This window comes from Klebsiella sp. A-Nf5, from assembly GCF_002810545.1.
Lineage (GTDB): Bacteria > Pseudomonadota > Gammaproteobacteria > Enterobacterales > Enterobacteriaceae > Klebsiella > Klebsiella variicola.
The window spans coordinates 139641-159551 of sequence record NZ_PIOG01000031.1; the positions used below are offsets into that span (position 1 = coordinate 139641).

The window sequence follows — 19911 nt, forward strand, 5'->3', positions numbered from 1 at the left end:
CTGCGCGGCGGGCGTGAGCCTGCCGCACCTCTGGGAGAACAATGATGAAAAAAATGCTGCTTATTGCCATGATGGCATCGGGTTTGGTGGCCTGCGCCACGTCGCCAGCGCCAAAAGAAGACACCAAACTCAAAGATGCCTATAGCGCCTGTATTAATACGGCGGAAGGGAATCCGGACAAGATTGAAGCCTGTCAGAGCGTACTGAATGTGCTGAAAGAGGATAAACAGCACCAGCAGTTTGCCAACCAGGAGAGCGTTCGCGTGCTGGATTACCAGCAGTGTATTCAGGCCACTCGTACCGGCAACGATCAGGCGGTGAAAGCACGCTGCGACCAGATCTGGAAAGAGATCCGCAGCAATAATAATACCCCCCATTAAGTCAGACGGCTGTGGCAAACGGGCGGAGCGCATCTCCGCCCGTTTGTTTTTTTAGCGTTGACTCTCCGCCGGTTGATAGCCGCGGCTCAGGCGTACAAACAGTAGCGCGGTGGCAACGAATCCGCACAGCGCGGCGCACATCAGCCACCAGCCCGGTGAACTTTTATCACCGGTAAGCTCGACCAGGGCGGTAGAGATAGCCGGCGTCAGGCCGCCGAAAATGGCAGTAGCGAGACTAAAGGCCAGAGAGAAGCCCACGGTGCGGACGTACACCGGCATCACTTCGGTGAGCGCCGCCACCATCGCGCCGTTATACATACCAAAGAAGAACGAGAACCACAGCAGGACCAGCGTCATACGGGTGAAATCGGGCGCGGCGGTGAGCCAGTGCATCACCGGCCAGGTGGTGAGCAGCGCCAGCAGCGTAATGCCCATCAGCACCGGGCGACGGCCGATCCGGTCAGAGATCGCCCCGCCAATCGGTAACCAGATAAAATTAGAGATGCCCACCAGCATGGTCACCAGCAGGCTGTCGCGAGCGCTGAGGTTCAGCACGGCTCTGCCGTAGGTCGGCGTATAGACGGTGATAAAATAGAAGGTGGTGGTGGTCATCGCCACCAGTAACGTCCCCGCGGTAATAATGCGCCAGTTGCTGGCGATGGTGGTCAGGATCTCTTTGGTATCCGGGCGGTGTTTACGCTGCAGGAACTCTTCTGTCTCCTGCAGCGAGCGGCGCAGCACGAAAATCAGCGGAATGATCAGACAGCCAATAAAGAAGGGAATGCGCCAGCCCCAGTCAGCGATCTCCTCATGCTCCAGCGTGGCGTTCAGCGCATAGCCAATCAGCGCCGCCATGACGATAGCCACCTGCTGGCTGGCGGACTGCCAGCTGGTATAGAACCCTTTATTGCCCGGTGTGGCGATTTCCGACAGATAGACCGACACCCCGCCAAGCTCGACGCCAGCGGAGAACCCCTGCAGCAAGCGGCCCACTAACACCAGGATCGGCGCCAGCACGCCGATGGTGTGGTAGCCAGGGACCAGGGCTATCAGAAGCGTCCCGCAGCCCATGATCGCCAGGGTGACCATCAGCCCTTTGCGGCGCCCGATTCTGTCGATATAGGCACCGAGTACCACCGCACCGATGGGGCGCATCAGGAAGCCCGAACCAAACACCGCAAAGGTCAGCATCAGCGCCGCAAACTCGCTCTCCGCCGGAAAGAAGGTGCGGGCGATATAGGTGGCATAAAAGCCAAACAGGAAAAAGTCGAACTGTTCAAGAAAATTACCGCTGGTCACGCGGAGGATAGCGCCGACGGTGCCAGCGCGCGTGGGTTGTTGCGTCATAGGGTGTGCTCTCCATTGTCTTTATCTTGTTGTTATTGGGTTCAGAGGGAGTGGGTCAGTCGCCGGCGACGCCCACCTGTTTTCCGCGCCGCTTCTCAATCGCCCACTTGAGTAACGCCGCACAGCGGTAAAATCCGTGGGCAAATTTTCCGTAGGGAAGGGTTAAAAACAGCGCCATCACCACCCCGAGATGAACAGCGAGCAGGATGCCCATCCACGAGGTATCTCGTCCCGCCAGCAGGGCCAGGCCGGTGAAACTGGTCAGCAGCAGCAGCAGGATAAAGCCGCGGTCCATCGGTTTTTGTCGCGCATCGCCGTGCAATGGCGACCGGCGCAGGTTCAGCCACAGCAGGCCAGCCGGGCCGACCAGCAGGCCGATGCCGCCGAGGGTCCCCAGCAGCACCGGGACGCTGAAGAACGGGTAGGGGGCTTCCAGGCCGGCGAAATAGTGATAGCCCGTGGCCACCACGGTGGCGGCGAAGCAGAGCATAAAGCCGTAGAAGGTGAAGTGGTGGAAACGGCGGCGCATCAGCGTGAAGGCGTCATCGGCTTCGTTGCAGCCTTTGCCGTGCCCGCCATCGAGATATTTCAGCGTCAACGCATCCTGTGAGGCCTTTGCGATATCAACAGGCTGCGGCTGGCCCGGGGAGATCTCGCGCCAGAAGCGGATCACCCCGGTCATCAGTAAGCCAATCGCCAGCACGAAGACCGAACCAAACATCCACGCCAGCAGGTTATGCGGGAATATCTGATAGAAATCGCCGGCCAGAGGAGAGTGAAGCAGCGAGCCTTTAAGCCCCATCGCCAGCAGCAGAAAGAAAATCAGTCCGCCAACCAGCGCCAGCACGGTGGTCACGCCAGCCCGGCGATACAGGCTGCCAAAGGCCGCAGGCTGGGCGTAGTGTTGATAGGTCTCCAGCCGAACTTCGGCCATCGCCTTTGGCACGTTAATCGCGAATTCGTGCGGCGGCGCGTACTGGCAGGCGTGCAGGCAAGCGCCGCAGTTATGACACAGGTTAGCCAGATAGTTAATATCCGCTTTGCCAAAGGCCAGGCGCTGGGTCATCGCCGGAAATACGGCGCAAAACCCTTCACAGTAGCGGCAGGCGTTACACACCTGCATCACCCGTTCGACTTCCGCCTCCGGCTCGGTGATGATCTGCGCGTCAATGATCAGCTTCTCAAGCGACTTCATGGTGTTTCTCCTGCTGTGCCGCCCGGGCGGCTTGCTGGCCGGCGATGCGGCCGAAGGTAGTGCCAATCGACATCCCGACGCCGGCGGTGTAGCCCTTGCCCAGCACGTTGCCGGCCATCATTTCCCCGGCGACAAACAGATTACGGCTGGGTTTGCCGGCGAAGTGGACGGCGGCGGTTTTGTCGACGTAGAGCCCGAGGTAGGTGAAGGTGATCCCCGGACGGAGGGCGTAGCCGTAGTAGGGCGGCGTATCGAGGGGCCGTGCCCAGTGGGTCTTTGGCGGCGTCAGGCCTGCCGTCGCGCAGTTATCCAGGCGGGTATGATCGAACTGGCCCGGCGCGCAGGCGGCATTATATTCGGCGATGGTTTGCGTTAAGCGTTCGCTGTCCAGGCCGAGCTGGCGGGCCAGCTCGGGAAGGGTGTTGGCCTGAGCGCCGGGAAAGACGGGCGGCATAAAGTGGCCGATGGCTTTGCTGTCGATGATCGAGTAGCCGATCTGTCCAGGCTGGTGGGCGACCAGCCGGCCCCAGATGGCATAACGTTTGGGCCAGAAATCTTCCCCTTCATCGTAAAAGCGGTCGGCATCGCGGTTGACCACTACCCCCAGCGACACGCAGTCGACGCGGGTGCAGATCCCGCCATCGTAGAGCGGCGCCCGGGCGTCAATGGCGACGCAGTGGGACTGCGAGGGATCGCCGATGATATCTGCCCCGGCGTCGATCATAAACTTGAGCAGCACCCCCTGGTTGAAGCGGGTGCCGCGGATGAGGAAGTTATCGGCGGGCCATTCACCGCGGTCATTTTGCCCCCAGGCCTCGCGCAGCCATTCGCGGTTGGATTCAAATCCGCCGGCGGCGAGGACGCAGCTTTTCGCAACAATCCGTTCCTCGCCCGCCAGCGCGGCGACAAATTCGCCGTTGCGCAGCTCGAGAGCCTGCACCGGGGTGTTGTAGCGGATCTGCACCCCCATCTGCTCCGCGCTGCGGTAATAGGCATTGACCAGCGCTTTGCCGCCACCCATAAAAAAGGCGTTGGTGCGGGCCACGTGCAGGGCGCCGGAGAGCGGTGGCTGAAAGTTCACGCCGTGCTGGCGCATCCAGTCCCGGCATTGTGACGAGGTGCGGATCACCAGACGGGCCAGCGCTTCGTTGGTGTTACCCTCGGTGACGCGCAGCAGATCTTGCCAGTACTCTTCTTCCGGGTAGCTGTCGACCAGCACGTCCTGCGGCGCATCGTGCATACAGCGCAGGTTACGCGTGTGCTGCGAGTTGCCGCCACGCCACTCCCGCGGCGCCGCCTCCAGCAGCAGCACCGAGGCGCCAGCTTCCCGGGCGGTTAAGGCGGCGCATAGCGCGGCATTGCCGCCGCCAATCACCAGTACATCCACCATTATCGGCTCCCTTACAATTTAATTAATTGTTAAATTTGTAATGGAAATGTAGGTGGTAACGGCAGTGGGGCGCTATGGTGTAGTGCTAAAGAGGGGTTTAGTGAGCGTAAAGGGTAGCGCCCGGCCAGCGGTCAGACTCCACCAGCTGACGCATGACTTTGCTGAGTATCACTCGAGCCGCAAGGCCTACCGGAGTGAGTTCATCATCAGACAGACTGACCAGAAAGTTGGGGCGACTGAGTACCGGATTAACGACGTCGATCACCCTTAGCGCCTGATGGTCGAGATGGGAAATGGCGGCCCCGGGCTGCAGGGTGGCCCCCAGTCCGCTGCGCACGGCCTGCATCAGCAGAGCCAGACCGTCAATGTCCGCCACCACCTCAACGCTGATATTGTGTTGCTGGCAAACCGCCTCCAGCCTGCCGCGCAGGCCGTGGCCCTGGCTTGGCATAATCAACGGCAGGGAAGTGAGCTGGTCAGGAGAGATGTGGTCCTCCTGCAGGGGGGCCAACAGCGTATGGGTGCCAATCAGGAACAGGCGCTCTTCCAGCACCGGTCTGGCGCTCCAGCGCAGGATCTTCTCCTGCTGGAAGACGATAGCTAAATCGAGCTGGCGGGTGTTGATCATCCGCTCCAGATTACCGGAGAGGCTTTCCACCAGATGCAGGCGCACGTCGGGATAGCTTTCGCGCATCGCATTGATGAACGGGACGCCGAGAACGGAGGCGGTGCTGGGGGCCATGCCGACGCTAACGTGGCCTGACAGGCGCGCCTCGCGGGCGGCGAGGATGGCATCATCGGCATGGCGCAGCGCCAGCTGTGCCTGCGAGTAGAAGGCGAGCCCCGCGCTGGTGGGCGTGACCCCGCGGGAGGTCCGCTGCAGCAGGCGAATGGCCAGTTCGTTTTCCAGGCGCGCGATCTGCTGGCTGAGCGCCGAGACGCCGATATTGAGATCGAGCGCGGCGCGCCCCATGCTGCCGGTTTCAACAATGCGCACAAAATAGCGTAGCTGGCGAAGTTCCATATCAACTCTCCGGACAAAACGGGGACGCGGGAAGGTCACCTTTGGGACGAGAGCGGGAAGGGCGGCAGAGGCGCCCATAAAAAAGCCAACCGGCAGGTTGGCTTTTCAGTCTCAGCGAAGCGGGAAATTATTTTTCCACCGCGTCGTGGGCGTGTTCGTCCTCGCGGCAATCACCTTCCGCACAGTGACCGTACAGATACAGACTGTGGTTGGTCAGGCGGATGCCGTGGCGGGAGGCAATTTCACGCTGGCGCAATTCGATCGAGTCATCGCTGAATTCGATCACTTTGCCGCAGTCGAGGCAAATCAGGTGATCGTGGTGATGCTGCTGGGTCAGTTCGAAAACGGATTTACCGCCTTCAAAATTATGACGAGTCACGATACCGGCATCATCAAACTGGTTGAGTACGCGGTAAACAGTCGCCAGACCGATCTCCTCGCCCATGTCGATCAGGCGTTTATATAAGTCTTCCGCACTGACATGATGGTTATCCGGTTCCTGCAGCACTTCAAGGATTTTCAGTCGAGGAAGTGTGACTTTCAGGCCAGCCTTCTTTAATGCGGTATTGTTGTCAGTCATGCGGAATCTGTCCTGTTGCTAAACGATCTACTTCCTTCAACGGAAGTCATACAGAAATTAACCCGACGTAATGCGTCTCATTATAGAACTGCCACTGGTAAATGAAAACTGCAAGCATCAGGCCTGGTTTGCTGTCAAAAACGAGGCACCAGCTACAAACTGCGTCACGTGCCTCGTAGAATCAGAGGACATTGTACAGATATGTGATTAAAAGTTAAAAACTTGTAGCTATTAGTTTGATTGCTTTTGTCTATTAATGCGACGCAACTCAATGATTGCGCCGCTTAATCATCAGGCGTTTTTGATTTCTTCGAGGTGCAGCTCTTCGGCAACCTGCTTCACCCATTTCTCAACGCGCTCGTTGGTCAGCTCCGGCTGGCGGTCTTCATCGATGGCGAGGCCGACGAAGTGGTCGTCATCCGCCAGGCCTTTGGAGGCCTCAAAATGATACCCGGCTGTCGGCCAGTGACCGACGATGGTCGCGCCGCGCGGCTCAATGATGTCGCGGATGGTGCCCAGCGCGTCGCAGAAGTATTCTGCGTAGTCTTCCTGGTCGCCACAGCCGAACAGCGCCACCAGTTTACCATTGAAGTCGATCTCTTCCAGCGTCGGGAAGAAGTCATCCCAGTCACACTGCGCTTCCCCGTAGTACCAGGTGGGGATACCGAGCAGCAGAATGTCATGGGCTTCCAGGTCTTCTTTGCTGCTTTTGGCAATGTCGTGAACATCAGCAACATCTTTACCAAGCTGCTTTTGAATCATTTTTGCAATATTTTCGGTGTTGCCGGTGTCGCTGCCAAAAAAGATGCCGATGATTGCCATGAGTAAAATAACCTCTTGAAACTTAAATGATGTGGTAGGGACGCGATGCCCATAGATAACGGCAATCATAGCAGAACAGGCAAGGGCGCGGAAACAGCAATCACGCCCGACTGCACACTCTGCTACACGAATGCGGATTTTTCGCGGAAAGTTAGACTTTTCCCTGGCTGTGCAGGGCGTGCAATTGCGTCATCAGCATCTCTTCAATGAGATCGCTGCGGCTCATATTACGCGCTTCCGCCAGTTCATTGAGCGCATCGACCGCCTCGGCGTTGAGTTTTAACTCGACGCGCTTCAGCCCGCGAACCTTATCGCGTTTCAGCTGGTTACGTTTGTTGATGCGCAGTTGTTCATCGCGCGACAGCGGATTGGTTTTCGGTCTTCCCGGGCGACGCTCGTTTGCGAACAAATCTAATGTCGTACGGTCCGTTTGTTCTTTTGCCATGATTCTGAGTGACTTCGGGGAAACAAGCAGCCGGGCTCTAGCCGGCGCAGATAGCGCGCCATCATACATCAGGCGAACGGCTGCGCCAACGACCGCGGGCATTCTGCGGCGCGGTCGGGCATATTTTAGCCAATCAGGCGGCGATGCTCGTCAGATAGCGGCGGATGGCGCGTAACACCGCTTCGGGTTTCTCGGCATGCACCCAGTGTCCGGCGCCGGCGATGACGTGCGCCCGGGCCTGCGGGAACTGCGCCAGCAGCGCGTCGCGGTAGGCGTCGGTCACATAGGGCGAGTTGCCGCCGGGAATAAACTGCGTCGGATGCGGCCAGGCCGGAATCGTTTCCCAGCCGACAATATGCGGGTACTGGTCCCACAGCACCGGCACGTTAAAGCGCCATTCGCCGTCGACAAAAGATTTCAGCAGAAACTGAATCACGCCTTCTTCCCGCAGATGCTCGCGCATCACCTGCGCCGCCTGCTGGCGGCTGTTGGCGGGGGATTCGCTGACGGCGCGGATAGCGGTGAAGATCTCGTCATGGCGACGCACATGATAATCCACCGGCGCGATATCGATCGCCACCAGTCCGCTGATGCGTTCCGGCGCCAGCGCGGTGAGCGCCATCACCGCTTTCCCGCCCATCGAATGGCCGATAAAGGTGGCGCGCTCGATCTGGTGCGCGTCGAGCGTATCGAGCAGATCCTGCGCCATCGCGGGGTAGGTCATCTCTGGCGATCGCGGCGACAAACCGTGGTTGCGCATATCGACCTGTACAATATCGTGGTCGGCGATCAGGTCGCGGGCGAGGATGCCCAGGTTGTCCAGGCTGCCAAACAGACCGTGGACTAGCACGATCGGGGAGTGGTTGTGCGGATTCTGTGCAGATTGCGCTCGGCTATTTAATTTCATGGCAAAGTTCTTTTTTTCACTCCGTCGGGTTAGGGTATTATGTTGGACATTCTGCCATCCGGCTGCAAGACCCAGAAGTTTTCTGAGTTTTACCGCCATCCTGGTTTGACGCTATCCGCGGTTGGGATTTGAACTTATAATCCCAACGATTTGTATTCAGAAAAGATATCGCACTGGATTAAGATGAAAACAATTGAAGTTGATGATGAACTCTATCGCTATATTGCCAGCCACACTCTGCATATCGGCGAGAGCGCATCCGACATTTTACGGCGCATGCTGAAATTTTCCGCCGTTTCCCAACCGGCTACACCGGTCAGCAAAGCCGCGCCGGCACTGGCGCCAGCGCCTGCCGTTGAGGTGAAACCCGCTAACCCGGCGAAAGATAAAGTCCGCGCCATGCGCGAGCTGCTGTTATCTGATGAATACGCCGAGCAGAAGCGCGCGGTGAACCGTTTTATGCTGGTGTTGACGACCCTCTATTCCCTGGACAATAAAGCATTTGCCGAGGCGACTGAGTCTCTGCATGGCCGCACGCGCGTCTACTTCGCAGAAGATGCGCGTACGCTGCTGAAAAGCGGTAATCAGACCAAACCAAAACAGGTTCCTGGTACACCGTGGTGGGTTATCACTAATACCAATACCGGCCGTAAATGCAGCATGATTGAGCACATCATGCAGTCGATGCAGTTCCCTGCGGAGCTAATCGAAAAGGTTTGCGGCACGATCTAGCTTTTTAACATTTGCACCAGAAGGATCAGGCAATGGCAATCGATAAACGTGCGGGGCAGCCTGCGCAACAGAGTGATTTGATTAACGTCGCCCAACTGACTGCTCAGTACTACGTGCTGAAGCCTGAAGTCGGTAATGCGGAGCATGCGGTAAAATTCGGCACCTCTGGCCATCGCGGTAGCGCGGCGCGCCACAACTTCAACGAACCGCATATCCTGGCCATCGCCCAGGCCATTGCGGAAGATCGTGCGAAGAACGGGATTACCGGTCCGTGCTATGTCGGCAAAGATACCCACGCTCTCTCCGAGCCGGCGTTTATTTCGGTGCTGGAAGTGTTAACCGCCAACGGCGTTGACGTGATCGTGCAGGAAAACAACGGCTTCACTCCGACGCCGGCGGTCTCCAATGCGATTCTGGTGCATAACAAGAAAGGCGGTCCGCTGGCAGACGGCATTGTGATCACCCCGTCACACAACCCGCCGGAAGATGGTGGTATTAAGTACAACCCGCCAAACGGCGGCCCGGCTGATACCAACGTCACCAAAGTGGTGGAAAACCGCGCCAACGAACTGCTGGCCGCGGGCCTGCAGGGCGTGAAACGCATTTCTCTGGACGCGGCGCTGGCTTCTGGTCACGTTAAAGAACAGGATCTGGTGCAGCCGTTCATTGAGGGGCTGGCGGACATCGTCGACATGGCGGCGATCCAGAAAGCGGGCCTGACGCTGGGCGTCGATCCGCTGGGCGGGTCCGGTATCGAATACTGGAAACGCATTGGCGAATACTACAAGCTCAATCTGACCATTGTGAACGATCAGGTTGACCAGACTTTCCGCTTTATGCACCTCGATAAAGACGGCGCCATCCGTATGGACTGCTCCTCAGAGTGTGCGATGGCGGGCCTGCTGGCGCTGCGCGATAAGTTCGATCTGGCGTTTGCTAACGATCCGGATTACGACCGCCACGGGATTGTCACCCCAGCCGGGCTGATGAACCCGAACCACTACCTGGCGGTAGCGATCAACTACCTGTTCCAGCATCGTCCGCAGTGGGGCAAAGAGGTGGCGGTGGGTAAAACGCTGGTCTCCTCCGCGATGATTGACCGCGTGGTGAACGATCTGGGCCGCAAGCTGGTGGAAGTGCCAGTGGGCTTTAAATGGTTTGTCGACGGCCTGTTCGACGGCAGCTTCGGCTTCGGCGGCGAAGAGAGCGCCGGGGCCTCCTTCCTGCGCTTCGACGGCACGCCGTGGTCCACCGATAAAGACGGCATCATCATGTGCCTGCTGGCGGCGGAAATCACCGCGGTGACCGGGAAAAACCCGCAGGAGCATTATAACGAACTGGCTGAACGCTTCGGTGCGCCGAGCTATAACCGTTTGCAGGCTTCCGCAACTTCCGCGCAGAAAGCGGCGCTGTCCAAGCTCTCTCCGGAAATGGTCAGCGCTGACACGCTGGCGGGCGATCCGATCACTGCCCGTCTGACCGCGGCGCCGGGCAACGGGGCGGCGATTGGCGGTCTGAAGGTGATGACCGACAACGGCTGGTTCGCGGCGCGTCCGTCAGGCACCGAAGACGCCTATAAGATCTACTGCGAAAGCTTCCTCGGCGAAGAGCATCGCAAGCTGATTGAAAAAGAAGCGGTAGAGATTGTGAGTGAAGTGCTGAAGAACGCGTAACGTAGCCAAACATCAGGCCCCTTGAGGGCCTGATTTTTTTCGCAAGGATAGCGATGAAAATACAACGGAAGACCCTGTTTTTATTCTGGGCGTGGATGGATCTCTTTTTCGTCCTGCAATTCTTATGGTGGAATATTGCCCACCGCCGCCTCCCTTTTTACGACGATCTGCTGGCTTATCTCCAGTTGCTGCAGACTTACGGCTCCGCGGCGGCCTGGCTGTACCCGCTGAATGTTCTGCTGATTATCAGCATCCCGCTGTCGATGATCCTCTTTTTCCGCCAGAGCCGTTATGCGTTGTGGCTGGCCTGGGGGCAGGCGCCGCTCAGGCTGGTGTTTATGCAACCTTCGCTGTCACTGGGTCTGTGGCTGATTCAGGCTGCCGGCATCAGGCATGTAGCGATCCTGGCAGGTTTTCTGCTGCTCTCTGAAGGTCTGAAACTCGCCAGCCTCTGGTACTGCAGAGGCGGGATTCACGGCATAAAGCGATAGCCAATGCCGGTTTCGGTCAGCAGATGCTGCGGCCGTGCCGGATCGGCCTCCAGCTTTTGTCGCAGATGACCCATATAGATCCGCAGATAGTGGCTGTGCTCCACGGCGTTAGGCCCCCACACCTGATTTAGCAGCTGACGCTGGGTCAGTACTTTACCGGGATTATTCAACAACGCCGCCAGCAGGCGAAACTCGATGGGCGTCAGGTGGATCTCTTCGCTGCCGCGCAGGATGCGGCGGGCGGGGATATTGACCTCCAGGTCGGCGAAGCGAACCACTGGCTCATCGTCCTGCGCCGCGCCGTGGCGACGCAGCGCAACGCGCAGGCGGGCCTGCAACTCGCCGATGCCAAAGGGTTTACTTAAGTAGTCATCAGCGCCGGCATCCAGGGCGGCAATTTTGTCATGCTCTTCGCTACGCGCTGACAGGACGATAATCGGCATCTGGCTCCACTGGCGCAGATCGCGAATAAAATCAATGCCGTCACCATCCGGCAGGCCCAGATCGAGGATCACGAGGTCGGGCTTACGGGTGGCGGCTTCAATCAGCCCACGCTGCAGGGTTTCCGCTTCAAATACGCGCATGCCGTCGGCTTCCAGCGCGGTGCGCAGAAAGCGACGGATAGCGTGTTCGTCTTCGATAATCAGAACGTTAATCACAATTCCTCAGGTAGCTCTTCCAGTTCAGGGGGCGCTTCTCTCGGCAGTGTAACACGGAAAGAGGCACCGCCCTCGGGCCGGTTGCTGGCGGAGATGGTCCCGCCGTGGACGTCGACGATGGCCTGACAGATGGCAAGGCCCAGCCCGACGCCAGGGATCGCCGACTCTTTGTTGCCGCGGGCGAATTTATCAAAGATAGCCTGTTCCTGGCCCGTCGGGATCCCCGGACCATTATCCCATACTTCCAGCGACAGCTGCCTGGCGTCCGCCTCGGCGCGGATGCCGATGTCTGCCCGGGCGCCGGCATACTTATGGGCATTTTCCAGCAGGTTGATCAGCACCCGCTCGAACAGCGGCCCGTCGACATGCACCAGCTGGAGGGGATCGGGTAAATCCAGCTGAATGTGCTGGCCGCCGAGACTCGGTTCGAGCATGCGCAGCGCGCTGCCGACCACTTCCTCCAGCGTCAGCCACTCCTTATGCAGATTAAAGCCGCCGGACTGGATCCGCGCCATATCCAGCAGGTTGTTCACCAGTCGTGTGGTGTTGAGTACATGCTGGCGAATTTCGTTGGCCTGCGGAGCATGTTTTGAACCTTCGCTGGCCAGATCGAGAGTTAGGATTTCCGCCTGGCCAAACAGCACGGTCAGCGGAGTACGCAGATCGTGCGACAGGGCAGCGAGCAGCGAGTTACGCAGGCTTTCGCGCTCGCTGGTCAGCCGGGCCTGCTCTTCGCTGGCGGTCAGAGTGAGGCGCTCCAGGGCGCTGGCCACCAGCAGGGTGAAGGTCTCCAGCAGCCGCTGCTGCTCCGGGATCATCAGCTGGCGCAGATTCTCCGGTTCCACCACTAAGAGCCCCCAGGTTCGGACGGCGCTCTTCAGGGGTAAAATCTGGTACGGCACGCCCGGCAGGGTATCGGTGCCGGCGCCGGCAGGTTGGCCCTTATCAAAGCTCCAGCGGGCGATGGCGTCATCCCATGGGGTCAGCCCTGGCTGGTGGGTTAAGGGCAGCAGTTTTCCCTGGGCGTCCGGCAGCAGCAACTGGCTGCGGGCCTGAAAGGTGGAGGCGATAAACCGCTCGCTGGTGATGGCGATATCCAGTGGGCTGCGACCTACCGCCAGCGCTTTAGACATCTCATACAGGTGACGGGTACGGCGTTCACGGTAGCGCGCCACCCGTGCCTGGTAGCGCACGCCGGCGGTAAGGTTACCGATAAGCAGGCCCACGGTGAGCATCACGCCGAAAGTGAGCAGATACTGGACATCTGACACCGCCAGCGTCCCGCGCGGGGCAACAAAAAAGAGATCGAAGCTGATAACGTTGATCACCGTCGCCAGCACCGACGGCCAGCGGCCATAGACCAGGGCGATGATCACCACCCCCAGCAGATAGAGCATTACCAGGTTGGCGGCTTCGAAGGCCATCAACCACTGCATGGCCACCAGGGTAATGATGGCGCATAGCGCTACCGCCACCGCACAGCCCTGCAGCTGCAGACGCCACTTTTCCAGCGCCGTACGGCTGTCGTTGGCCCGGGCAGGGAGGGGGGACGGTTTTTCATCGAGGGCGATCACCACCAGATCGAGGTCCGGCGCATGGCGAGCCAGACGGTCGGCGAAGCCGCTGCGATCCCACCAGCGGCGTTTGCGCTGGCGGCCGATGACGATTTTGCCGAGGTTATGCTCGCGGGCGTAATGGAGGACCGCTTTCTCTTCCGACGGGTCGGAGAGGGTGGCGGTTTCGGCCCCCAGTTCCTGGGCCAGACGCAGCGCGGCGAGGATAGCCCGCCGCCGGGCTTCCGGCAGGCGGTGCAGGGAAGGGGTCTCGACATACACCGCATGCCAGACGCTGCCCAGGCGGGCGGCGAGCCGGGCGGCGGCGCGCACCAGCTTTTCGCTGCCGGTGTTGTGCCCGATACAGAGCAGGATCGCATCGCGGGTGTGCCAGACTTTCTCCTGGCCCTGGCGGTCGCGCCAGGCGCGCATCTGTTCATCGACGCGGTCGGCGGTGCGGCGGAGGGCCAGTTCGCGCAGCGCAATCAGGTTTCCTTTGCGGAAAAAGTTTTCGATGGCGCGCTCGGCCTGGCCGCCGATATAGACTTTGCCCTCATTGAGCCGCTGGCGCAGATCGTCAGGGGGGAGGTCCACCAGCACCACGTCGTCTGCGGCGTCAAAGAAGGGATCGGGGACGGTCTCCCGCACCTGAACGCCGGTGATCCCGCTGACGACGTCATTCAGGCTTTCCAGATGCTGGACGTTGACGGTGGTAAAGACATCAATCCCGGCATCCAGCAGTTCATCCACATCCTGCCAGCGCTTCGGATGGCGGGAGCCGGGCGCATTGCTGTGCGCCAGCTCATCCACCAGAATCAGCGCCGGACGGCGGGCGAGGGCGGCGTCGAGATCGAACTCATAGACGTACCGCCCACGATGAGCGAGTCGCCGCGGCGGCAGAGTGCTCAGGCCCTGCAGCATCGCGGCGGTCTCTTTTCGGCCGTGGGTCTCCGCCACGCCAATCAGAATATCCAGCCCCTGGGCGCGCAGCCGCTGCGCTTCCGCCAGCATCGCCCAGGTTTTCCCCACCCCGGCGCAGGCGCCGAAGAACACTTTCAGTTTGCCGCGATGCGGGGCGGCGGTGTGCTGCAGCAGGCGGTCAGGGTCCGGGCGCAGCGGCTCGTCACTCATTTACTTATCCTTCAGGGCATCCAGCGCCATATTGAGTTGCAGTATATTGACCACCGGCTGACCAAGGAAGCTCAGCAGCGGGGTTTGTGTGGCCTGATTCACCAGCAGGGTCACCTGCTCAACGCTCAGTTGGCGCGCTTTAGCCACCCGGGGCACCTGCCACAGTGCGGCGGCCGGGGTCAGGTTGTTATCGAGACCGCTCGCCGAGGTGGTGACCAGCTCGACTGGTACCTGCGGGTCGGCGTCCGGGTTAGCGGCGCGCAGAGCCTGTACGCGCTCGCTCACTGCTTTATCCAGCACCGGGTTGCTGGCGGCGAGGTTGCTGCCGCCCGAGGCCATCGGATTATCCGCCGTCTCAGCGGTGGCCGACGGGCGGCTCTGGAAATAGCCAGCTGCGCTAAAGTTCTGGCCAATCAGTCCGGAGCCGCGTACCTCACCGTTCAGGCGGATCAGCGAGCCGTTGGCCTGTGAGTTAAACCACCATTGTCCCAGACTGGTGGTGAGCAGAGGATAGACGCCGCCGGTGAGCAGCGTTAACAGAATAAATAGCACAAGTGCTGGACGAATCAATGACATAGTTTTTTCCTCACACCAGACCGCTCAGGGTCAGCAGCAGGTCAATGGCTTTAATACCGATAAAGGGCACCAGCAGACCGCCAAGGCCGTAGATCCACAGGTTGCGGCGCAGCATCGCCGACGCGGAGAGCGGACGATAGCTCACCCCTTTCAGGGCCAGCGGGATCAGGAAGACGATGATCAGCGCGTTAAAGATGACGGCGCTCAGGATCGCCGACGACGGCGAATGCAGGCCCATCACGTTCAGCATGGCCAACTGGGGATAGACCGCGGCAAACGCTGCCGGAATAATGGCGAAATATTTCGCCACGTCGTTGGCAATACTGAAGGTGGTCAGCGAGCCGCGCGTCATTAACATCTGTTTGCCGATATGGACCACCTCAATCAGCTTGGTGGGGTTGGAATCCAGGTCGACCATGTTGCCCGCTTCCTTCGCCGCCTGGGTGCCGGAGTTCATGGCCACCGCCACGTCGGCCTGAGCCAGCGCGGGCGCGTCGTTGGTGCCGTCGCCGGTCATCGCCACCAGCCGACCTTCCGACTGATACTGGCGGATCAAGGCCAGCTTGGCTTCCGGCGTCGCTTCGGCGAGGAAATCATCGACCCCGGCCTCGGCGGCGATCGCCGCGGCGGTCAGGCGGTTATCGCCGGTGATCATCACCGTTTTAATGCCCATTTTGCGCAGCTGGGCGAAACGTTCTTTGATGCCGCCTTTGACGATATCTTTGAGTGAAATAATCCCCAGCACCTTTTCACCTTCGGCGACCACCAGCGGCGTGGCCCCCTGGCGGGCGACCTCTTCCACCTGCTTATCGACATCGGCAGGGAAGTGGCCTCCATTGGCCTCCACATGGCGGCGAATGGCGTCCACCGACCCTTTGCGGATCATGCGTTGATCGATATTGATGCCGCTCATCCGCGTTTGCGCGGTAAAGGGGACAAAGGTGGCGTGCAGCGACTGCAGATCGCGTTCGCGCAGGTTAAAGCGCTGTTTCGCCAGCACCACGATGCTGCGCCCCTCAGGGGTTTCATCCGCCAGCGAGGAGAGCTGGGCGGCGTCGGCGAGGGTTCGCTCTTCCACGCCGCGCGCCGGCAGGAAGGCAGAGGCCTGGCGGTTGCCGAGGGTAATGGTCCCGGTTTTATCCAGCAGCAGGACATCGACGTCGCCAGCGGCTTCCACCGCGCGGCCGCTGGTGGCAATCACGTTGGCGCCGAGCATACGACTCATCCCGGCGACGCCGATGGCCGACAGCAGCCCGCCGATGGTGGTCGGGATCAGGCACACCAGCAGGGCGACCAGCACGGTAACGCTGACTGCATTGCCGCTCCACGCCGAGAACGGCCAGATGGTGGCGGTGGCCAGCAGGAACACCAGCGTCAGGGCGATCAGCAGGATCGTCAGGGCGATCTCGTTCGGCGTTTTACGGCGCTGGGCGCCTTCCACCATGGCGATCATCCGGTCGAGGAAGGTTTCTCCCGGGTTCACGCTGCAGCGGATCACCAGCCAGTCGGAGAGAATGCGTGTCCCGCCGGTCACCGAGGCAAAATCGCCACCGGATTCACGGATCACCGGGGCAGACTCGCCGGTAATGGCGCTTTCGTCCACCGAGGCGCCGCCTTCGATGACTTCACCGTCGCAGGGGATAATATCCCCGGCTTCCACCAGCACCACGTCGCCCTTGCGCAGGTCTTCCGCCGGCACGTGGTCGACCGTCGCGTCATGCTGCGGGGCGCGCAGTTTGCGGGCGAAGGCCGTTTTTTTCACCCCTTTCAGGCTGTTGGCCTGGGCTTTGCTGCGGCCTTCCGCCATCGCTTCGGCAAAGTTGGCGAACAGCACGGTAAACCACAGCCAGATACTAACGGCGGCGGTAAAGGTGGCGCTACCGGTCAGGGCGCCGCCAGCCATCGCGATCGCCAGCAGGGTGGTTAACAGGCTGCCCACCCAGACGATAAACATCACCGGATTGCGCCATTGCACCATCGGGCTGAGTTTTTTCACGGCATCCAGCAGCGCCTGGCGCACCAGCGTCGGCTCCAGCAGGGCTAATTGTTTGCGACTCATAACAGGGTGCTCCGCATCGCTCAAAGTAAGGTAAAGTGTTCAGCCAGCGGGCCAAGCGCCAGCGCAGGAATAAAGGTCAGGGCGCCCACCAGCAGCACGGTACCGATCAGCAGACCGATAAACAGGGCGTCGTGGGTGGCCAGGGTACCGGGACTGGCTGGTTGAATTTTCTTCACCACCAGCGAGCCGGCGATAGCCATCACCGGAATGATGACGGCGAAGCGGCCGACCAGCATGCAGAACGCCAACAGCAGGTTCCAGAACGGCGTCGCCGCCCCCAGGCCAGCGAAGGCGCTGCCGTTGTTATTGGCTGCCGAGGTGACGGCGTACAGCACCTCGCTAAAGCCGTGTGGCCCGGGGTTGAACATCCCGGCGCGGCCAGCTTCGGTCATCATCGCCAGTGCCGTGCCAAGCAGTACCAGCGTCGGGGTGACCAGAATGGCCAGGGCGATCATTTTCATTTCCCGGACATCGATTTTCTTCCCGAGGTACTCCGGGGTGCGGCCGACCATCAGTCCGGCGATAAACACCGCCAGCATGACGAACAGCAGCATGCCGTACAGGCCCGAGCCGACGCCGCCGAACACGACTTCGCCAATCTGCATCAGCCACATCGGCACCATGCCGCCCAGCGCGGTGAAGGAGTCATGCATGGCGTTGACCGCGCCGCAGGAGGCCGCAGTGGTGATCACCGCGAACAGGCTACTGGCGAGAATACCGAAGCGGCTCTCTTTACCTTCCATATTCAGGCTGCTGTCGGCGCCCAGCGTCAGCAGGTGGGGGTTGCCGCGAGTTTCCGCCCACATCACCACGGCGACGCAGAGGATAAAGATCAGCGTCATTGCCCACAGGATGGCGCGCCCCTGGCGGCGATCGCTCACTACCTCGCCGAAGGCGAAGCACAGTGCTGCCGGGATCAGGAAGATTGCCAGCATCTGCACGAGATTGGTCAGCGCGGTCGGGTTTTCAAACGGGTGAGCGGAGTTGGCGTTAAAGAAACCGCCGCCGTTGGTGCCCAGCAGCTTAATCGCTTCCTGCGAGGCGACAGGCCCCATCGGCAACAGCTGGTGCGCCCCTTCGAGGGTGGTAAAGGGCTGGTAGGCCAGCAGATTCTGCGGCACACCCTGCTGAATAAAGAACAGGGCCACCAGCAGGGAGAGCGGCAGCAGCAGCCACAGGGTAATGCGTGTCAGGTCGACCCAGGCATTGCCAAGGGTGGACATTTTCTGCCGGGCAAAGGCACGGGTCAGGGCGAAGACCACGGCGATCCCGGTGGCGGCAGAGAGGAAATTCTGTACCGTCAGGCCAACCATCTGGCTGAGATAGCTCATGGTGCTTTCGCCGGCGTAAGCCTGCCAGTTGGTATTACTGACAAAGCTGATCGCCGTGTTGAGCGCCAGATCCCACGACAGCCCCGGCAGGTGCTGCGGGTTAAACGGCAGCACGCCCTGGAGCATCAGCAGGGCAAACAGCGCCAGGCCGCCGAGCGCGTTAAACAGCAGGATTGCCAGCAAATACTGCAGCCAGCCCATCTCCTCGGCGCGGATCCCGGCCACGCGCCACAGGACGCGCTCGACCCCGGCCAGGCCGGGAAGCGGGATATCGTTCACCATCCTCGCCAGACACGTCCCCAGCGGGCGCGCCAGCACCAGCAGCACCAGCAGGTAGCTGGCTAATAATAAAAATCCCTGGGCAGCCATCAGAATGCCTCCGCATGTATCAAGGCATAAACCAGATAAGCCAGTAACAGGAACACCAGCCCAACGCCAGTGAGTACGCCTGCAGTCACAATCCACCTCCGGGTGTCTTTTTGATTTACCAGGAGAATAGGAATTACGGCGCAAAGATTTTGCAAAAATCGGCGGGCACGGTGTAAAAAAAGTATAAAAATGGCAAAGGCACAATTTAACTGATGATTAGTATTAATTTAACTTTTTCGTAACTAATTTACGGGGTGAATGTAAATTAAGTATAAATACGTGCTTTTTAGTGGTCGGATGAGTAGTAAAATTACAACCAGAGCGGTATTATTTTGCTCAGACAAACATGATTAATTTTACCGGCGCTGCTTGCCGGCCTGAGAAAGGGGAGAGAAATGATGGCGTTGTACAAAGCTTATCCTGCTCATATTATTTTGCTGCGTCGTGCTTTCGCCGTCGTGGCTGGCGTCGCGGCGCTGCCGGTGATGCTGTTCTGGAAAGATCGCGCCCGCTTCTACAGCTGGCTGCACCGAGTGTGGTCGAAAACCAGCGAGCAGCCGGTGTGGATGGCGCAGGCGGAAAAAGCCGCTCACGATTTCTATTAATCCGCCCTGCTGCGACGCAGAACAATAACCGCCGGTTGCCCCCGGCGGTTTTTTTTCGTCGCTTGTCTACACTCGTTTTCATGCGCCGCAGTGGAATTGGCAGGTGCTTATTTTGCCGGAGCGCGCTATTTTTTCCGGCTTATATCATGAGATGAGTTTTGCTGACGGATATCGAGGAGTTATATGGCCACCCATCTGGTCTGGTTACGCACGGATTTACGCATTCACGATAACCTGGCGCTGGCCGCCGCCTGCCGCGATCCGCAGGCGCAGGTGTTGGCGCTGTATATCGCCACCCCGGGGCAGTGGCGTGAGCATCACCTGGCGCCGCGGCAGGCCGCGTTTATCGCCAGCCATTTGCACAGTCTGCACGCCGCGCTGGCGGAACGGGGCATACCGCTGTGGGTCGAAGAGGCGGACGATTTTACCGCCAGCGTCGAACGGCTGGCCCATTTCTGCCAGCAGCACCAGGTCAGTCACCTGTTCTACAACTATCAGTACGAATTCAATGAACGTCAGCGCGATGCCGCCGTTGAGAACACCTTGCGCGATGTCATTTGCCAGGGCTTTGACGACAGCGTCCTGTTGCCGCCCGGCAGCGTCATGACCGGCGGCGGCGAAATGTATAAAGTTTTCACGCCG

The 19911-nt window shown here is 59.9% G+C and carries 20 protein-coding genes; 6 read left to right on the forward strand and 14 right to left on the reverse strand.

Annotated features, from left to right (window positions below; translation table 11 throughout):
- Nucleotides 1–44: 44 nt before the first annotated feature.
- Entirely contained in the window at nt 45–380 is a 336-nt protein-coding gene (chiQ, locus tag CWM53_RS04300; protein WP_061156400.1) for a ChiQ/YbfN family lipoprotein, read from the forward strand.
- Between the two features lie 51 nt (nt 381–431).
- On the opposite strand, the gene CWM53_RS04305 is transcribed toward chiQ, so the two are convergent.
- The 8 genes from CWM53_RS04305 to ybfF form a co-directional block, all read right to left on the reverse strand.
- Nucleotides 432–1727: an MFS transporter gene (locus tag CWM53_RS04305; protein WP_100631545.1), complete on the reverse strand. Its 1296-nt coding sequence runs from the start codon at nt 1725–1727 to the stop codon at nt 432–434.
- Between the two features lie 55 nt (nt 1728–1782).
- On the reverse strand, nt 1783–2922 hold the full coding sequence (gene tcuB, locus CWM53_RS04310) for a tricarballylate utilization 4Fe-4S protein TcuB (RefSeq protein WP_100675905.1): 1140 nt from the start codon (nt 2920–2922) through the stop codon (nt 1783–1785).
- Nucleotides 2909–4312: an FAD-dependent tricarballylate dehydrogenase TcuA gene (gene tcuA, locus CWM53_RS04315; protein WP_061155331.1), complete on the reverse strand. Its 1404-nt coding sequence runs from the start codon at nt 4310–4312 to the stop codon at nt 2909–2911. Before tcuA ends, tcuB begins: the two co-directional genes overlap by 14 nt.
- 97 nt (nt 4313–4409) lie before the next feature.
- Complete coding sequence (gene tcuR, locus CWM53_RS04320) at nt 4410–5336, reverse strand: tricarballylate utilization LysR family transcriptional regulator TcuR (RefSeq protein WP_100729334.1); 927 nt, start codon at nt 5334–5336, stop codon at nt 4410–4412.
- A 127-nt stretch (nt 5337–5463) separates the two neighbouring features.
- Complete coding sequence (gene fur, locus CWM53_RS04325) at nt 5464–5916, reverse strand: ferric iron uptake transcriptional regulator (RefSeq protein ID WP_002894761.1); 453 nt, start codon at nt 5914–5916, stop codon at nt 5464–5466.
- A 291-nt stretch (nt 5917–6207) separates the two neighbouring features.
- Nucleotides 6208–6738, reverse strand: a complete 531-nt coding sequence (gene fldA / locus CWM53_RS04330) for a flavodoxin FldA (RefSeq protein ID WP_002894765.1) — start codon at nt 6736–6738, stop codon at nt 6208–6210.
- A 151-nt stretch (nt 6739–6889) separates the two neighbouring features.
- Complete coding sequence (gene ybfE / locus CWM53_RS04335; protein WP_074386525.1) at nt 6890–7183, reverse strand: LexA regulated protein; 294 nt, start codon at nt 7181–7183, stop codon at nt 6890–6892.
- Nucleotides 7184–7316: 133 nt separating this feature from the next.
- Nucleotides 7317–8090 carry an esterase gene (ybfF, locus tag CWM53_RS04340; protein ID WP_100729333.1) on the reverse strand — a complete coding sequence of 258 codons (774 nt, stop codon included), beginning with the start codon at nt 8088–8090 and terminating at the stop codon, nt 7317–7319.
- A 183-nt stretch (nt 8091–8273) separates the two neighbouring features.
- Between ybfF and seqA the strand changes: the two genes are divergently transcribed.
- The 3 genes from seqA to CWM53_RS04355 are packed head-to-tail and all read left to right on the forward strand — an operon-like array spanning nt 8274 to nt 10986.
- Nucleotides 8274–8822: a replication initiation negative regulator SeqA gene (gene seqA / locus CWM53_RS04345; protein WP_012542439.1), complete on the forward strand. Its 549-nt coding sequence runs from the start codon at nt 8274–8276 to the stop codon at nt 8820–8822.
- A gap of 32 nt (nt 8823–8854) precedes the next feature.
- The gene (gene pgm / locus CWM53_RS04350) at nt 8855–10495 is read left to right on the forward strand and encodes a phosphoglucomutase (alpha-D-glucose-1,6-bisphosphate-dependent) (RefSeq protein ID WP_074386523.1); all 1641 of its coding nucleotides are present in this window, start codon (nt 8855–8857) and stop codon (nt 10493–10495) included.
- Nucleotides 10496–10548: 53 nt separating this feature from the next.
- Nucleotides 10549–10986, forward strand: a complete 438-nt coding sequence (locus tag CWM53_RS04355; RefSeq protein WP_074386522.1) for an arginine:ornithine antiporter — start codon at nt 10549–10551, stop codon at nt 10984–10986.
- Here the strand turns inward: CWM53_RS04355 and kdpE are convergent.
- From kdpE to kdpF, 6 genes are read right to left on the reverse strand one after another with little or no spacing between them, the layout of a single operon-like run.
- A complete protein-coding gene (kdpE, locus tag CWM53_RS04360; protein ID WP_061155327.1) occupies nt 10968–11645 on the reverse strand; it encodes a two-component system response regulator KdpE in 678 nt (225 codons plus the stop codon). The genes CWM53_RS04355 and kdpE overlap by 19 nt on opposite strands.
- Nucleotides 11642–14329 carry a two-component system sensor histidine kinase KdpD gene (gene kdpD, locus CWM53_RS04365; RefSeq protein ID WP_074386521.1) on the reverse strand — a complete coding sequence of 896 codons (2688 nt, stop codon included), beginning with the start codon at nt 14327–14329 and terminating at the stop codon, nt 11642–11644. The genes kdpE and kdpD overlap by 4 nt, the downstream gene beginning before the upstream one ends.
- Complete coding sequence (gene kdpC / locus CWM53_RS04370; RefSeq protein WP_100675903.1) at nt 14330–14905, reverse strand: potassium-transporting ATPase subunit KdpC; 576 nt, start codon at nt 14903–14905, stop codon at nt 14330–14332. It lies immediately after the preceding gene.
- A 10-nt stretch (nt 14906–14915) separates the two neighbouring features.
- On the reverse strand, nt 14916–16964 hold the full coding sequence (kdpB, locus tag CWM53_RS04375) for a potassium-transporting ATPase subunit KdpB (protein ID WP_008805672.1): 2049 nt from the start codon (nt 16962–16964) through the stop codon (nt 14916–14918).
- Nucleotides 16965–16984: 20 nt separating this feature from the next.
- A complete protein-coding gene (gene kdpA, locus CWM53_RS04380) occupies nt 16985–18664 on the reverse strand; it encodes a potassium-transporting ATPase subunit KdpA (protein WP_074386519.1) in 1680 nt (559 codons plus the stop codon).
- Nucleotides 18664–18753: a K(+)-transporting ATPase subunit F gene (gene kdpF, locus CWM53_RS04385; protein WP_020323459.1), complete on the reverse strand. Its 90-nt coding sequence runs from the start codon at nt 18751–18753 to the stop codon at nt 18664–18666. The genes kdpA and kdpF overlap by 1 nt, the downstream gene beginning before the upstream one ends.
- A 306-nt stretch (nt 18754–19059) precedes the next feature.
- Between kdpF and CWM53_RS04390 the strand changes: the two genes are divergently transcribed.
- Together CWM53_RS04390 and CWM53_RS04395 are read left to right on the forward strand one after the other, a co-directional pair.
- Complete coding sequence (locus tag CWM53_RS04390; RefSeq protein ID WP_162677839.1) at nt 19060–19269, forward strand: DUF2517 family protein; 210 nt, start codon at nt 19060–19062, stop codon at nt 19267–19269.
- 183 nt (nt 19270–19452) lie between these two features.
- A partial coding sequence (locus CWM53_RS04395; RefSeq protein ID WP_206062602.1) for a deoxyribodipyrimidine photo-lyase occupies nt 19453–19911 on the forward strand: 459 nt, incomplete at its 3' end.

Coding starts and splice junctions, on each gene's coding strand:
- chiQ (WP_061156400.1), top strand. CDS start 45: ATGAAAAAAATGCTGCTTATTGCCATGATGGCATCGGGTTTGGTGGCC.
- CWM53_RS04305 (WP_100631545.1), bottom strand. CDS start 1,727: ATGACGCAACAACCCACGCGCGCTGGCACCGTCGGCGCTATCCTCCGC.
- tcuB (WP_100675905.1), bottom strand. CDS start 2,922: ATGAAGTCGCTTGAGAAGCTGATCATTGACGCGCAGATCATCACCGAG.
- tcuA (WP_061155331.1), bottom strand. CDS start 4,312: ATGGTGGATGTACTGGTGATTGGCGGCGGCAATGCCGCGCTATGCGCC.
- tcuR (WP_100729334.1), bottom strand. CDS start 5,336: ATGGAACTTCGCCAGCTACGCTATTTTGTGCGCATTGTTGAAACCGGC.
- fur (WP_002894761.1), bottom strand. CDS start 5,916: ATGACTGACAACAATACCGCATTAAAGAAGGCTGGCCTGAAAGTCACA.
- fldA (WP_002894765.1), bottom strand. CDS start 6,738: ATGGCAATCATCGGCATCTTTTTTGGCAGCGACACCGGCAACACCGAA.
- ybfE (WP_074386525.1), bottom strand. CDS start 7,183: ATGGCAAAAGAACAAACGGACCGTACGACATTAGATTTGTTCGCAAAC.
- ybfF (WP_100729333.1), bottom strand. CDS start 8,090: ATGAAATTAAATAGCCGAGCGCAATCTGCACAGAATCCGCACAACCAC.
- seqA (WP_012542439.1), top strand. CDS start 8,274: ATGAAAACAATTGAAGTTGATGATGAACTCTATCGCTATATTGCCAGC.
- pgm (WP_074386523.1), top strand. CDS start 8,855: ATGGCAATCGATAAACGTGCGGGGCAGCCTGCGCAACAGAGTGATTTG.
- CWM53_RS04355 (WP_074386522.1), top strand. CDS start 10,549: ATGAAAATACAACGGAAGACCCTGTTTTTATTCTGGGCGTGGATGGAT.
- kdpD (WP_074386521.1), bottom strand. CDS start 14,329: ATGAGTGACGAGCCGCTGCGCCCGGACCCTGACCGCCTGCTGCAGCAC.
- kdpC (WP_100675903.1), bottom strand. CDS start 14,905: ATGTCATTGATTCGTCCAGCACTTGTGCTATTTATTCTGTTAACGCTG.
- kdpB (WP_008805672.1), bottom strand. CDS start 16,964: ATGAGTCGCAAACAATTAGCCCTGCTGGAGCCGACGCTGGTGCGCCAG.
- kdpA (WP_074386519.1), bottom strand. CDS start 18,664: ATGGCTGCCCAGGGATTTTTATTATTAGCCAGCTACCTGCTGGTGCTG.
- CWM53_RS04390 (WP_162677839.1), top strand. CDS start 19,060: ATGATGGCGTTGTACAAAGCTTATCCTGCTCATATTATTTTGCTGCGT.